This window comes from Staphylococcus pettenkoferi, from assembly GCF_002902685.1.
GTDB lineage: Bacteria > Bacillota > Bacilli > Staphylococcales > Staphylococcaceae > Staphylococcus > Staphylococcus pettenkoferi.
Map to the genome: position 1 here is coordinate 20,468 of NZ_PPRN01000033.1, position 14,617 is coordinate 35,084.

At 40.0% G+C, this 14,617-nt stretch carries 16 protein-coding genes; 10 read left to right on the plus strand and 6 right to left on the minus strand.

The annotated features are described in order from the left end of the window. Position 1 precedes the first annotated feature (1 nt). Positions 2 to 517, plus strand: coding sequence for a MogA/MoaB family molybdenum cofactor biosynthesis protein (locus tag CD126_RS06520; RefSeq protein ID WP_103370218.1), 516 nt, complete (start codon positions 2 to 4; stop codon positions 515 to 517). 65 nt (positions 518 to 582) lie between these two features. Here the strand turns inward: CD126_RS06520 and moaC are convergent, their stop codons facing one another. Continuing rightward, positions 583 to 1,071 carry a cyclic pyranopterin monophosphate synthase MoaC gene (gene moaC / locus CD126_RS06525; RefSeq protein WP_049407627.1) on the minus strand — a complete coding sequence of 163 codons (489 nt, stop codon included), beginning with the start codon at positions 1,069 to 1,071 and terminating at the stop codon, positions 583 to 585. Positions 1,072 to 1,132: 61 nt separating this feature from the next. On the opposite strand from moaC, the gene CD126_RS06530 reads away from it, so the two are divergent. The 6 genes from CD126_RS06530 to moaA are packed head-to-tail and all read left to right on the plus strand — an operon-like array spanning position 1,133 to position 5,188. After that, positions 1,133 to 2,392 carry a molybdopterin molybdotransferase MoeA gene (locus tag CD126_RS06530; RefSeq protein WP_049407629.1) on the plus strand — a complete coding sequence of 420 codons (1,260 nt, stop codon included), beginning with the start codon at positions 1,133 to 1,135 and terminating at the stop codon, positions 2,390 to 2,392. Further along, positions 2,389 to 2,859, plus strand: a complete 471-nt coding sequence (mobB, locus tag CD126_RS06535; RefSeq protein WP_049407631.1) for a molybdopterin-guanine dinucleotide biosynthesis protein B — start codon at positions 2,389 to 2,391, stop codon at positions 2,857 to 2,859. The genes CD126_RS06530 and mobB overlap by 4 nt, the downstream gene beginning before the upstream one ends. Then, complete coding sequence (locus CD126_RS06540) at positions 2,860 to 3,309, plus strand: molybdenum cofactor biosynthesis protein MoaE (protein WP_049407632.1); 450 nt, start codon at positions 2,860 to 2,862, stop codon at positions 3,307 to 3,309. Next, the gene (moaD, locus tag CD126_RS06545) at positions 3,309 to 3,542 is read left to right on the plus strand and encodes a molybdopterin converting factor subunit 1 (RefSeq protein ID WP_002471294.1); all 234 of its coding nucleotides are present in this window, start codon (positions 3,309 to 3,311) and stop codon (positions 3,540 to 3,542) included. The genes CD126_RS06540 and moaD overlap by 1 nt, the downstream gene beginning before the upstream one ends. A 3-nt stretch (positions 3,543 to 3,545) precedes the next feature. Beyond that, positions 3,546 to 4,148, plus strand: coding sequence for a molybdenum cofactor guanylyltransferase MobA (mobA, locus tag CD126_RS06550; protein ID WP_103370219.1), 603 nt, complete (start codon positions 3,546 to 3,548; stop codon positions 4,146 to 4,148). A gap of 17 nt (positions 4,149 to 4,165) precedes the next feature. Beyond that, on the plus strand, positions 4,166 to 5,188 hold the full coding sequence (gene moaA, locus CD126_RS06555) for a GTP 3',8-cyclase MoaA (RefSeq protein ID WP_103370220.1): 1,023 nt from the start codon (positions 4,166 to 4,168) through the stop codon (positions 5,186 to 5,188). 320 nt (positions 5,189 to 5,508) lie between these two features. On the opposite strand, the gene CD126_RS06560 is transcribed toward moaA, so the two are convergent. Beyond that, positions 5,509 to 6,723 (minus strand): MFS transporter, encoded by a 1,215-nt coding sequence (locus tag CD126_RS06560; RefSeq protein WP_049407637.1) that lies wholly within the window; start codon positions 6,721 to 6,723, stop codon positions 5,509 to 5,511. Further along, positions 6,724 to 7,161, minus strand: coding sequence for a MarR family winged helix-turn-helix transcriptional regulator (locus CD126_RS06565; RefSeq protein WP_049407638.1), 438 nt, complete (start codon positions 7,159 to 7,161; stop codon positions 6,724 to 6,726). 212 nt (positions 7,162 to 7,373) lie between these two features. Between CD126_RS06565 and CD126_RS06570 the strand changes: the two genes are divergently transcribed. Further along, on the plus strand, positions 7,374 to 8,126 hold the full coding sequence (locus tag CD126_RS06570; protein ID WP_103370221.1) for a VOC family protein: 753 nt from the start codon (positions 7,374 to 7,376) through the stop codon (positions 8,124 to 8,126). A gap of 3 nt (positions 8,127 to 8,129) precedes the next feature. On the opposite strand, the gene CD126_RS06575 is transcribed toward CD126_RS06570, so the two are convergent. Continuing rightward, on the minus strand, positions 8,130 to 8,381 hold the full coding sequence (locus tag CD126_RS06575; RefSeq protein ID WP_049407642.1) for a hypothetical protein: 252 nt from the start codon (positions 8,379 to 8,381) through the stop codon (positions 8,130 to 8,132). A 125-nt stretch (positions 8,382 to 8,506) separates the two neighbouring features. Between CD126_RS06575 and CD126_RS06580 the strand changes: the two genes are divergently transcribed. Together CD126_RS06580 and CD126_RS06585 are read left to right on the plus strand one after the other, a co-directional pair. After that, on the plus strand, positions 8,507 to 9,760 hold the full coding sequence (locus CD126_RS06580) for a lipid II:glycine glycyltransferase FemX (protein ID WP_049407644.1): 1,254 nt from the start codon (positions 8,507 to 8,509) through the stop codon (positions 9,758 to 9,760). Positions 9,761 to 10,102: 342 nt separating this feature from the next. Next, positions 10,103 to 13,198: an efflux RND transporter permease subunit gene (locus CD126_RS06585; RefSeq protein WP_103370222.1), complete on the plus strand. Its 3,096-nt coding sequence runs from the start codon at positions 10,103 to 10,105 to the stop codon at positions 13,196 to 13,198. Positions 13,199 to 13,967: 769 nt separating this feature from the next. On the opposite strand, the gene mspA is transcribed toward CD126_RS06585, so the two are convergent. Together mspA and CD126_RS12125 are read right to left on the minus strand one after the other, a co-directional pair. Further along, a complete protein-coding gene (gene mspA / locus CD126_RS06590) occupies positions 13,968 to 14,285 on the minus strand; it encodes a membrane stabilizing protein MspA (RefSeq protein WP_049407648.1) in 318 nt (105 codons plus the stop codon). Positions 14,286 to 14,337: 52 nt separating this feature from the next. Then, positions 14,338 to 14,508, minus strand: a complete 171-nt coding sequence (locus CD126_RS12125) for an SE1832 family protein (protein WP_002471302.1) — start codon at positions 14,506 to 14,508, stop codon at positions 14,338 to 14,340. Positions 14,509 to 14,617: the final 109 nt, after the last annotated feature.

Genomic DNA, 14,617 nt, shown 5'->3' on the forward strand with positions numbered 1-14,617 from the left:
TATGACACATCAACATGAACAACTCGAGCGCACGATTGAATGTGCAGTACTCACAGTTTCAGATACACGTGATTTTGAGACAGACAAGGGCGGTAAACAAGTCCTTGAGGCGTTGGGTACGAGTGATGTACGTGTAGTTAAAAAGAATTATCAAATCGTGAAAGATGATATTGAAGAAATTCCAGCACAAATTAAAGCATGGGAAGATACGGATATCGATGCCATCATCGTTACAGGAGGTACAGGTATAGCTAAACGTGATGTGACGATTGAAGCGGTTCGACCGTTGTTACACAAAGAAATTGAAGGCTTTGGAGAGCTCTTTAGATACTTGAGTTACACAGAAGATGTAGGTACGCGCGCGATGTTATCTCGAGCGTTAGCAGGTACAATTGGTGAACGTGGACACCAACTTATCTTCAGTTTGCCTGGTTCTACTGGGGCAGTGAAATTAGCTATGGACAGACTTATTAAACCTGAATTGAATCATTTCGTATCTGAAGCTACGAAATCTTAGCATGTATAAGTTAAGCCCAGCTCATGAGTGACATCGCTTCATGCAAGCTGGGCTTTCGATCTATATTATGAATCTGAGCGTGTGTAGTCTCCACTTTTACCGCCAGATTTAGCTTCAAGATAGGTTTCGCCGATAATCATTCCTTTATCGACGGCTTTCGTCATATCATAAATGGTGAGTGCTGTAACCGAAGCGGCAGTGAGTGCTTCCATTTCAACACCCGTCTTACCTGTCGTCTTAACGGTAGCTTCAATATTTAAGATATATTGATCGTTATCTGTAAGCCAGTTGAAGTGAATGTCGATGCCAGTGAGTGGTAGCGGGTGGCACATCGGAATGATATCTGCTGTATTCTTGGCAGCCATGATACCCGCGATTTGTGCGGTATTGAGCACATTTCCTTTGCTAGCAGTATTGTTAACGATTTGATGATAAATTTCATGATTCACTGTAATACTTGAGTGTGCAGTTGCTGTGCGTTTCGTCACGTCTTTCTGTGAGACGTCGACCATCTTTGCACGTCCTTGGTCATTAAGATGTGTAAAATCAGACATGTTATACCTCCTTATGCGAGTTTAGTATATCACGAATTGAAAAGAGAAGGAGCTGATTCAAATGTCAGTAGAAAAAAGAACACCGATTCCAGTAAGCGAAGCGATTCACCGTGTCGTTCAACAAGATATCACGATGCCGACACGACAAGTGAAATTAGCAGATAGCACGGGGTACATTTTAGCAGAGGATATCGTAGCCACATATGAAATTCCGCGCTTCGATAAATCGCCGTATGATGGTTATGCATTGCGAGCACAAGATACAGAAGGCGCGAGCGGAGATAACCGCCTTGAATTTAAAGTTATCGATCACATCGGCGCCGGCTCAGTATCTTCGAAAGTCGTTGGAGAACGAGAAGCGGTGCGTATCATGACGGGCGCGCAAGTTCCTGAAGGTGCGGACGCTATCGTCATGCTGGAACAAACAGTGGAAAGTGAAGGAAGTTTCACCATTCGTAAATCATTCCAAGCAGGAGACAATATCGCGCGCAAAGGTGAGGAAACTCAAATTGGTGACGTAGTGCTCGAACGTGGTCAACGTATTAATCCAGGTGCGATTGCAGTACTTGCTACGTATGGCTATAGTGAAGTGCCTGTCTATGAGAAACCGAGCGTTGGTGTGATAGCGACAGGTAGTGAATTGCTTAATGTAGATGATGAACTTGAAGAAGGTAAGATTCGTAACTCTAATGGACCGATGATTGCCTCACTGAGTCAGCAACTCGGTTTGGAAGTCGAGACGTATCAAATTCAAGAGGATGATCTCGAAAGTAGTATTGAAGCGGTGAAAGATGCGATGAAACAGCACAATATTATCATCACGACTGGAGGCGTATCTGTCGGCGATTTCGATTACCTACCAGAAATTTATAAAGCGATTGACGCAGAGGTCTTATTTAATAAAATTGCCATGCGTCCCGGAAGTGTAACGACGGTCGCTGTGGCGAACGGTCAATATCTCTTTGGGCTTTCAGGTAATCCGTCTGCATGCTTCACTGGTTTCCAACTTTACGTCAAACCTGCTGTGAATAAGATGATGGGTGCGAAAGCGTATTATCCTCAAGTGATTCAGGCAACATTGATGGAAGACTTTGGTAAACCGAATCCATTTACACGCTTTATCCGAGCAGAAGCAACACTTGATGGTCAACAGATGACAGTCACTCCTGCTGGTTTCAATAAATCAGGTGCGGTTGTATCTATCGCGCATAGCAATGCGATGATCGTCTTGCCGAAAGGTACGAGAGGTTTCAAGAAAGGTTATACAGTTAATGTTATTTTAACTGAGTCGCATGCTTATGAAGAGGATCTTAATTTATGATTCTGCAAGTCGTTGGCTATAAAAATTCTGGGAAAACGACTTTGATGCAACATATCGTGAAACAAGCTAAGGCATTAGGGCTAGCTGTCGCAACGGTTAAACATCATGGTCACCAAGGAGAAGATATAGCACTTCAAGAAGCGAATGTAGATCACATGAAACATTTTAATGCAGGCGCAGATCAAAGCATCGTACAAGGTAACGATTATCAACAAACAGTTACGCGCAGTACGAAACAAAATCTTTCAGAAATCATCAATCAATCTGTTACAATAGATTGTCAACTCATCCTAGTCGAAGGATTTAAACAAGCAGCGTATCCAAAGATTATCGTCGCACGTGAAGCGGCAGAGATGGAAGAATTGAGTCAACTAACAGAAGTGAAATATCAACTCAATTGGGATACAGATCCAGAATTACAACACTTTGACCAATGGTTATTAAAGGAATTAGAGGGATTGAAGTAAATGAAACAATATGAAGTGGTGACTGAGCCTATTCAAACAGAACAATATCGCGATTTCGTAGTGACACCACACCAAGGTGCAGTAGTGGTCTTTACAGGCCATGTTCGCGAGTGGACGAAAGGAGTCAAGACGGAGTATTTAGAATACGAAGCTTACGTTCCGATGGCAGAGAAGAAACTCGCGCAAGTTGGAAAAGAAATCGAAGAACGTTGGCCAGGAACGATTACAGCCATCGTTCATCGTATAGGTCCATTACAAATCTCAGATATTGCAGTATTAATCAGTGTTTCTTCGCCACATCGTAAAGATGCGTATGCGGCAAATGAATATGCCATCGATCGTATCAAAGAAGTTGTACCGATATGGAAAAAAGAGATTTGGGAAGACGGTGCAGAATGGCAAGGGCACCAACGGGGTTATCATGATGACGCGACGAGGGGTGATCAATAATGAGAATCTTATACTTTGCTGAAATTAAAGAAATATTAAATATGGATCATGAAGATATCGATTTAAGTTATGACTTAACGGTAAGTGATTTTAAAAAGGATTTAAGTGACCGTCATCCTGAAATTCAAGATAAAGCCTTTCAAATTGCGGTGAATGAAGAATTTGTACGAGATGATGATGTGGTACAACCGAATGATACAGTGGCACTAATACCACCAGTAAGTGGAGGTTGATGTATGCGAGCAGTCATTCTAGCAGGAGGACATTCAGAGCGTTTCGGTTCGCCTAAAGCCTTTGCGAAGATTAATGGAGAGACATTTTACCAAAGGCTCATACAATCGTTGACGAAGACGGAATGCTTTGATGATATCCTTATCAGTACGAACGCGCAGTTAGCTCATGAGTTTGAGGCGGAACATGTGGTGACAGATATAGATGAGCACAAAGATAAAGGTCCGTTAGCCGGTATCTACACAGCGTTTCATTATGGTCAACAGTCTGATGCGTTGTTTGTAGTGTCTGTCGATACGCCTATGGTGACAGTAGAAGCGATTCAGCATCTATACGAGGCGTTTGAACAGCGTGTTAAAAATGATGGCGTTGACATAGTCGGATATCAGGATGATAAGTACGCGATTCCTACACTGGCGTTCTATCATTCTAGTGTGCAGCCGCAGTTGCAAGAGGTATTGGAGTCAGATGATTTCAGTATGAAACATCTATACCAACAGGTCTCAACGGCATGGATTGATGTTGGAGAGATACCTCAACCACCGTATTGGTATTGGAATATTAATTATCAACAAGATTTGGAACAGTTGCGAGAAGCATTAGATTAAGAAGAGGAGGGAGACGCATGGTAGCACAAATCACAGATAAGTTAGGCAGACCGATACGAGATTTGAGATTATCAGTAACGGATCGGTGTAATTTCCGATGTGATTACTGCATGCCAAAAGAAATATTTGGTGATGACTATGTCTTTCTACCTAAGAATGAGCTTCTCACGTTTGAAGAGATGGAACGAATCACACGGATTTATACTAAGTTAGGTGTGAAGAAAGTCCGCATTACAGGCGGCGAGCCTTTACTCAGACGGAATCTGTATCAACTAATTGAGCGGTTAAATCATATTGATGGGATAGAAGATATTGGTTTAACGACCAATGGTTTATTATTGAAAAAACATGGACAAAAACTGTATGACGCTGGTTTACGTCGAATTAACGTTAGTTTAGATGCTATTGAAGATGAGGTCTTTCAAGCGATTAATAATCGTAACATTAAAGCGTCTACTATATTACAACAAATTGACTATGCAGTAAGTATTGGTTTCCATGTAAAAGTCAATGTGGTCATTCAAAAAGGTGTGAACGATGATCAAATCTTGCCAATGGTGCAATATTTTAAAGATAAAGATATTGAGATTCGCTTTATTGAGTTTATGGACGTCGGCAATGATAACGGCTGGGACTTTAGTAAAGTCGTTTCTAAAGATGAAATGCTGCAGATGATTAAGTCTGAGTTTGATATCTCACCTGTTCCACCGAAGTATTATGGCGAAGTTGCGAAATATTATCGTCATAATGATAATGGAGCGAAATTTGGATTGATTACAAGTGTTTCTGAATCTTTCTGTTCAACTTGTACGCGTGCTCGCTTGTCTTCTGACGGTAAATTCTATGGTTGTCTCTTTAGTGAAGTCGATGGCTTTAATGTGAAAGCATTGATGCGTAATGGCGCAACTGATCAAGAGTTGGAGGATCAGTTTAAAGCGTTGTGGCATATTCGTGATAATCGTTATTCTGATGAGCGGACAGAACAGACTGTTGCGAACCGTAAACGTAAGAAGATTAATATGAATTATATAGGTGGTTAGGGAGCAGAACAGAAATCTATGATTTCGTTGTTCTACCACCGCGAGGCTGGCTAGAGTTCATAAAAGCGAAAACCTTTATGAATTCAGATAGCTACCGGCAGTTGATTAAATTATGATATATGAATAAGATAAAAAAGTGGTTATACCTTTGTTTTATTTGAACAACTTTCGTTTGCCTAGGGGGCTGCATTCAACGAGACTGGGACCTTAATGGAACATAACTTATAATATAAATAAAATAACCCGCGAATGATTATGAGAAGAAAGATTATATCTCAATCATTCGCGGGTTGTTTTTTCATTTTAACTAAAGCGAAAGCTTATTCAACCTCATATTGTTTAGCTTTACGGCCATGTAAGACGAAATAAAGCACAGTAGTGAATAGTGCGACGATAGCCATAAGACCGTATAGTTGTGCATAGGACATAACGTTGATTAAGAAACCAAGCAAGTAAGGTCCAATACCTAAACCAAGGTCCAAGCCGATAAAGTAAGTGGATGTCGCTACACCGTATTTCTCAGGTGGTGACACTTTGATTGCTACAGCTTGCATAATAGAAGAAATAGTTCCGTAACCAGCACCTAACAGCAGGCCAGCTACTACGAGTAACCAACTGCTTGAAGTAAAGTACAGACATACATACGTTAAGATCAAGCAGATGAATGACGGATAAGCCACGACATTCTCGTTATATTCGTCCATCATACGGCCAGCAAGAGGACGAGTAACAAGAGATGAAATTGCGTAGAAGATAAAGAAGTAACTTGAAATTGTTACAAGGTTAATTTCCTGCGCGTAATCTTTGATGAAAGATAAAATAGATGAGTAAGTCAAACCTGAAAGTACCATTAAAATCGCCACTGGCACTGCTTCTTTCGCAATAAAGTGACTTAAGCTAAAGCCTTTCTTAGCTGGTTGTTTGTCCTCTTTGTCTTCTTCTTTAGATGTCGTATCGAATTCAACTTTAATAAAGAATGAAGTGACGAAACTTACGATACCACATGCAAGACAGAGACCAAATAAGACTTCGATTGGATAAAGATTAGATAAGAAGAGTCCACAGAATGGTCCGACAGCAGTTCCGATAACTAAACTTAGAGAGAACATGCTGATACCTTCACTTTTACGCTCAGGCGGAGTCACGTAAGCAGCAATTGTACCTGTCGCTGTCGTTGTTACACCGGTAGCGATACCGTTGATAAGACGGGTGAACATAAGGAAAGTGAGTGAACCCTCAATAAAGTAACAGAGTTGCGTAATGAGCAAGAATCCTAGACCGATTAAGAGTGTCTTCTTCGGCCCTAATTGATTAACGTATTTACCTGTTGCGAATCGGCCGATAAGTGAACCGATGATAAAGAGTCCAGTTACCAGTCCAGCGATACTCGTTGAGGCGTGATAAACATCAACTGTATAGCTTGCGACGATAACGATGAGTAAATACATACTGAGATAGACTAAGAAGTTAGTTAAGAAGTTAATGTTGAAACTCTTAGTCCAAATAGGTGTCTTGAGTTGATCGGTTGGTTGCAATTAAGATTCCTCCTCTATTGAATGGATTTGTTCGTATATCGTAATTAACGTGCGCATCGTCGTTTCGATATCTTCTGTCGGTAAATTTGTCTCTTTAATGAGACGCTCTTGTATTTGGGCAATTTCGCCATAAATTTCATCAAAGAGTGCCTGACCTTTGTCAGAAAGTGTCAGCCATTTTTGACGACGATCGGTACCTGGCGTAACTTCGAGCAAGGATTTTTCTGCTAATACCTTCAGAATCTTACGCGCAGTTGGCTTTTCAATTGCTCTCCGCTGAGAAATTTGTACGAGTGTTGTCGGCGCATGCAATGCAATATCTTTAAGGACGAGCCATTGCCCGTTATAGAGCTCATGTTTTTCAAAGATAGGGCGACAGAATTTAACATACGGACGATAGATTGACGTGATGCTATTAAATAAGTCTGAATTGTTCATAACGCACTCCTTATATTTTTAAAATGGTTAGCCTTGCTAACTAAATTCGACTTATATAGTATACGACGTAAAAAGAGGAATTTCAATAGGCTAATAGTAATTTTTTAATATAACACCATCTAGAAAGCAATGTAGAGCGGTTTCTGTTATGCTAGATGACAAGTTAGCGTACTATAAAGTTAAGAGAGCAGGAAATAGGACGGAGGGGTAGGATGACTTTAAAGTTAGATCACATGATCCACTATGTACAACGTTTGAAAGACTTTAATTTCCCTGGAGATGTATTGAAGATTCATTCAGGGGGTAAACACGAACGACTAGGTACACACAATCGCTTGGTTTACTTATCAAATGCTTATATTGAGCTGTTAGATATTTATAAAATTGAACAGTTACAAAAAATCGTGAAATCTGAAGAAGGACGTGTGTCTTTCCCGTCTAAGATTGTACAAGATGGGTTTAGACAAGGCTTTAAAACACTCGCATTTGAAACGGATGATATCGAGAAAGAAAAGCAACGCTTGGAAGCGAATAGTGTTGAAGTGATTGGTCCTATCAAGATGGACAGAGAGAATAAGAAAGGTGATAAGAAGACTTGGCGGTTATTGTATATTGCTGACAATGATTACTTGGTTAAACCACCGTTCTTTATTCAGTGGGATCAAGATGCGGATAAGCGAGCAGAACAACTCGCGCCGTTAAGACAGAATCATTTTACTATCGAGTCCATTAATATTGAAAGTACGGATCGAGCTATGACAGTGGCACGTTGGCAAAAATGGTACCAGATGGAGGTCTCAGAAGATAATGAGGACTTCACTGAATTGAAGATAGGAGGCGATGAAGTCGTCTATCGTATCTTTGATGGAGGGCATTCGTCATACAAATCCATAGTGATACGTGATGAAGAGACGACTTCACCGTATTCCTTTATCATTCGAGGTGGAGAGTATCGCTTCGTCTAGTCGTCAATAGATATAGGTATAAGCTGTGTGAGCGATGATACCAGCATGAACTAATGCGATGATGAGTGTGATGACGCTCAACCATGTCGTCAATCGCGTTGTGCGAATAAGGAGAAAGACGATGGTCATGACGAGCGAGAAGACGACGAGCATGACTTTTAAACTAAAGTTATTAATCGTCAATGGATGCGTGAAAGCTTGCACAACGAAGATCAAATTAATGATGGCTAAGATAGAAAGTATGATAATTCGCATAATTTACTCCTCTGTCTAACATGTTATATTTAGAATAACAAATCACAACCTCGTACGTGAAAGCGCAGGCTTTTTTAAGTATAATAATAGTTACTGGTTCAGATACAAAGGAGACATTTAAATTGATGGAAAGAATGAATATCACAAATCAAGAACATGATGCGTTCGTGAAATCTCATCCCAATGGCGACTTACTACAGCTCACGCAATGGGGCGAGACGAAGAAGTTAACAGGTTGGTATTCGAAACGTATCGCTGTAGGTGAGAATGGAGAAGTTAAAGGTGTAGGTCAACTATTGTTTAAAAAGATACCTAAACTGCCCTATACATTATGTTACGTTTCTCGTGGTTTCGTAACAGACTATACGAATAAATCAGCTCTACAAGCGCTCCGTGATGAAGCGATTAAAGTTGCGAAACGTGAGAAAGCGTACGCGATTAAGATTGACCCAGATGTAGAGGTCAATAATGGCATTGAAGCTTTGCGTCATCTGAGAGCACTTGGTTTTAAACATAAAGGCTTTAAAGAAGGTTTATCTAAAGACTATATTCAACCGCGCATGACGATGATTACGCCGATTGACAAGTCTGACAAAGAGCTTATCCAAAGCTTTGAACGTCGTAACCGTTCTAAAGTGCGTACGTCATTGAAACGCGGTACGAAAGTAGAACGTGCGAGTCGCGACGGCTTAAAGACGTTCGCTGAATTGATGAAGATTACGGGTGAACGTGATGGTTTCCTTACTCGTGATGTCAGTTATTTCGAGAATATCTATGATGCCTTACACCCAGATGGCGATGCAGAACTGTTCCTCGTTAAGCTTGAACCGAAGCCTGTATTGCAAGAGTTAGGTGAGGAGTTAGAGAAACTTCGTCAAGAGCGCGAGAAGTTACAGAACAAGAAACAAGACAAGAAGACGCAGAATAAATTGAACGACAATCAGAACAAGACTGCGAAGACAGAAGACTTGTATAAAGATATGCAAGAGCTAGAGGTGCAACACCCTGAAGGTGTTTACCTTTCTGGTGCGCTACTCATGTTTTGTGGTGAGAAATCTTACTATCTTTACGGCGCTTCTTCCAACGACTATCGCGATTTCTTGCCGAATCATCACATGCAGTTCGCGATGATGCAATATGCGCGTGAACATGGTGCAACAACGTATGATTTCGGCGGTACAGACAACAATCCTGATAAAGATTCAGATCATTATGGTCTATGGGCGTTTAAAAAGGTTTGGGGTACGTACTTAAGCGAGAAGATTGGTGAATTTGACTACGTCTTAAATAAACCGTTATATCTTGCAATTGAGAACCTTAAACCGAAACTCACGAATGCGAAGATTAAATTATCACGTAAATTAAAACGTAAGAAATAATTGCGGTTGATAATAGGGAGTGGCTTTTTAGTTGGAATGAGATATTGAATAATAAGATGCTTTCATTTTCAAGGATCAAGAGTCATCACCCATGTTACTGAAGTAAGGATGCAGTCATATATTTTTATAAGATTAGAGCTAGCCAAGAGATCGACTTAGCCATCTCTTAGCTAGCTCTTTTTAATATGTAAGAAAAGCTAGGTCATAGCACTTTCACACAAAAGGAGCCCTTAACATTAATAAATATGAACACGCGGATGCAATTGTATAACCGCTATACTCTTTAACGCAGAGTTGTGGTAAATTTAAAGTAATACATAGAAGTTGGAGGTTACATAACGGATGATCAAGAAATTACTGCAGTTCTCATTAGGAAACAAATTTGCAATCTTCCTAATGGTGTTGCTCGTCATATTAGCCGGCGTGTACGCTAGTGTGAAGATGAAACTAGAGCTGATTCCAGACGTTGAACAACCGATGATCACAGTTCAAACGACGGAACCAGGTGCAACGCCAGAGACGATTAAGACAGATATCAGTGATAAGATTGATGAACAAGTGAGGTCAATGTCGAAAGTATCTAACGTCAGTGCACAGTCAACAGCCAATGCCTCAATGGTTACGGTAGAATATGAGAATGGCACTGATATGGATAAGGCAGAGAATGATCTCAAGAAAGAAATAGATAAGATTAAATTTAAAGACGAGGTCAAAGAACCTGAGCTCGTTCGTAACAATATGGATACATTCCCGGTTGTGGCTTACTCTTTTACAAATAAAGATAATGATCTCAACGATGTGACTAAGAAAGTGAAAGAGAATTTGATTCCGAAGTTACAGACTGTGAGTGGCGTTCAGAACGCACAAACGAATGGACAAACTCAGCGCGAAGTTGCGATTAAATTTAAAAATAAAGCACTTCAAGAGAAAGGGCTCGATGCACAAAGCGTTCAAGACTATATCAAAGATTCGTCCGATGAGACGCCTCTTGGACTCTTCCAGTTTGATAAGAAAGAGAAGTCCATCGTAGTCGACGGTCAGTTCCGTTCAGTCGATGATCTCAAGCAATTGAAGATCCCTTTAGATGTAGGACAAAGTTCTGACGATCAAAGCTCTAGCGCTTCTAAGAAGAGTGAGACTTCAACTGTGCCGTTGTCTGAAATAGCGGATGTCAAAGAGGGCGACGTGCGTGATTCCATTTCTCGAACGAATGGTAAAGATGCGGTGAACGTTCAAGTAACGAAAGCACAAGATGCGAATACTGTACAAGTCGCGTCCGATGTCAGAGCGAAGATTGAACAATTTACGAAAGATAATCCTGGCTTGAAAGCAACGAAAGTCATGGACACAGCGAAACCGATTCAAGATTCTATCTATACGATGGTTGAAAAGGCTGCGATCGGTACAATTGTCGCGATTATCGTTATTCTCTTATTCTTGAGAAATATTCGTACGACAGCCATCTCTATCGTGTCTATTCCGATGTCCTTGCTTATAGCACTTGTAGCGATGAAATTATGTAATATTTCGCTCAACATCCTTACACTCGGTGCCTTAACGGTCGCAATTGGTCGTGTGATAGATGACTCTATCGTGGTTGTCGAGAATATTTATCGACGGTTGACGAAACCAGATGAGGAAGCACGTGGAGAGCATCTGATAATTGATGCGACACGACAAGTATTTAAACCGATTATGTCGTCAACATTCGTGACGATTGTCGTGTTCTTACCTTTAGCCTTTGTAACGGGATCAGTTGGAGAAATGTTCCGACCGTTTGCGATTGCGATCGCGTTTAGTTTATTGGCGTCACTTCTCGTATCAATTACGATTGTGCCAGCTTTAGGTGCGACTTTATTTAAAAAAGGTGTGCGTAAGCAAGCATTTGAATCTTCACTAGGCTCAGTAAGTAAAGGTTATCGTCGAGTGCTTTCTTGGTCTCTCAGCCATAAATGGATTGTGATTATTGTAAGTACACTTGTATTAGTATTAACAATTGCATTCGGTGGCACACGGATCGGAACGAGCTTTATTTCTACAGGCGAAGATAAATACCTTGCTTTAACTTATACTCCTGAACCCGGTGAAACCGAAGAGGGTGTGCTTGATCATGCAGAACAAGTTCAGAAATACTTAAATAACAAAGATAAAGTGAAGACGGTACAGTACTCAGTAGGAGGAGCAACACCAACTGATCCGACGGGAAGTACCAACAGCTTAGCGATCATGGTTGAGTATGATAAGAATACTCCTCACTTTGATGAAGAACCAGATAAAGTGTTGAAACGCATTGACCATTTTAAACAACCAGGTACATGGAAGAACCAAGATTTAGGAACTGGCGGCGACAACAACAGTTTAGAGGTTAAAGTTAAAGGTGAATCGCTTGATAAAATTAAAGCGACTTCAGCTAAAGTTGAGAAATTGATGAAACAGCAGAAATCGCTCGCTAATGTGAAATCAGACTTATCTCAAACGTACGAACAGTATCAAGTGAAGGTGGATCACAACAGAGCAGCTGATAACGGCATCAAAGCGAAACAACTTGCGCTCGCACTGAACGAGAATGCACCAGAAGAGACGCTAACGACTGTTAAAGATGGTGGCAAATCTATCAATGTCAAAGTCAAACAAGACAAAGAAACACATTGGACTAAAGAGAAACTTGAGAACATCAGTCTTCCTACACCTACAGGTAAAGTCGTGAAATTGAGTGATATTGCGACGTTAGAAAAAGGCAAGACACCAAATAAACTTGAAACAGAATCAGGCGATTACATGACTTCTGTGACTGGTAAGATAACGAATAAAGACGTGGGTGGCGTATCGAATGAGATCATTCAAAAAGTTAATAAGATTGATAAGCCGAAAGATGTCAGCATAGACGTTGGTGGGGCCACGGATGATATTACAGATGCGATTACGCAACTTTCTATTGCAATGATTGCAGCAATTATCATCGTTTATCTCGTGCTCGTCCTCACATTTAAAGGGGCACTTGCACCGTTTACGATTCTCTTCTCATTACCATATACAATTATCGGTGTGATTATCGCGTTGCTCATTACAGGAGAGACATTCTCAGTATCTACGATGATTGGTATGTTGATGATGATTGGTATTGTTGTGACTAATGCGATTGTCTTAATCGATCGTGTAGTGAACAATCAACAACGAGGTATGACGACAGAAGAAGCGTTATTAGAAGCGGGTGGCACACGTATTCGTCCAATCTTAATGACTGCTTTAGCCACAATCGGAGCGTTAGTACCACTATTATTCGGCCAAGACAGTTCTGTATTGATTTCTAAGGGCTTAGCAGCTGCGGTCGTTGGTGGACTCATTTCATCTACACTATTAACTTTAATAGTAGTACCAGTAATTTATGAAATTCTGTTCACGTTAAAAGACAAGATAGTGAAACCTCGTGATAAATAAGTGATTGTGGCCACGAACTAGTTGAAGAACAATTTCATATGACAAACTTTTACCGTTCATTGCTCGGACTAGTGTGTGACGCCAGCGGTTATTATCAACAGCCGTTATGACGTTGAGAACCCACTGTCCGAGTGGTGGGCGGTTTTTTTATGGATTGACAGATTGAGGTTGAATTTGAGGCTTTAAAAAAGAGGACTAAAAAAAGCTCCTTGCTAGAACGAATTGTGAGTGATTGAACTAAAAATCACCCACAATTTCGAAGCTAACAAGAAGCTAATGAAATAATATAGTAAGATTTATTGTAAAAGTATATAGTAGCTAATGGGTTTCTTAGTGATTTATCTATTTGATTTGAGTTTTAATATTGTATGGAAGTTAATCAGTAGTAATAGAAGAGAGGTTAAAAATTTAACGTTTATTTTAATTTATAGTGTTTTCAATGTCGACTCGTAACGATTGAGAGTATTAGGTCACAATAAAAATGTGAGCCTGGAATAATTATATAAATTAACTTCTGAGGTAAATGATAAGCACGTTTGATTTCAATTCTTGAATAGATTTTCAATGTGTACTCGAGACGCTTGATGGAACTAGACCACAACGAAAATCCATTCTTAGAGCTCTTTGAGCGAAAAGAATTAGTTGAGTGTGGTCCCATAAGCAAGCGAGAGTTATAACATTGAAAATTAATAAGTTTTAATTTAGTTCCAGGCTCTTGTTGAATGTGATTTCACTAAGCACGAGTGAGTCCAATTGCTGTCACTCATTTTTAATACATTACAATCGTTAAAATCAAGTAAATCACGAATAGGATGACAGTAAGAATATTGAGTAAACGCACACCCTTTTTATCGTGTTTACTATGTTTGAAACCAGTGATTTCCACATTCGCCACTAGTAAGAATAAGACGACGAAGACCCACCAGTTGGCTGCTGGGAATGAAACCGTCGTTAGCGCAACGACAAATAGTAATAATAAAGCCATAATAATGCGCAATATTGTAGTGAAGATGGTCTTCATCTTAAAGATGCTAATGTAAGCAACGATTAAATATAAAATAGGTAATAGAATCAAGTAAAGTTGCATGGGATGATATCCTTTCTTAAGTGATGAAAACGTTAGAATCGACGTTTGAAGATTATTGTTCTTCTCTCATCTTAGCACGTACGTCTGAAATTTGTTGCTCAATGTCCTCTAACTGTTTGATGAGTGGATCTGTTTCAAGTCCGACAGATTCACGTTTATCTAAATCGTTCTGCAAACGAACGTAGTCGTATTTCAATTCTTCTAATTGTGAATTTAAATCCATAAAGATACTCCTTTACTCAGTGATAATAAAACATTCTCATATAACTTGTAACGCTAATTGCTAATCATTTGAGACTAAGCATTTCTCCATGATTATAACATGAAATAGA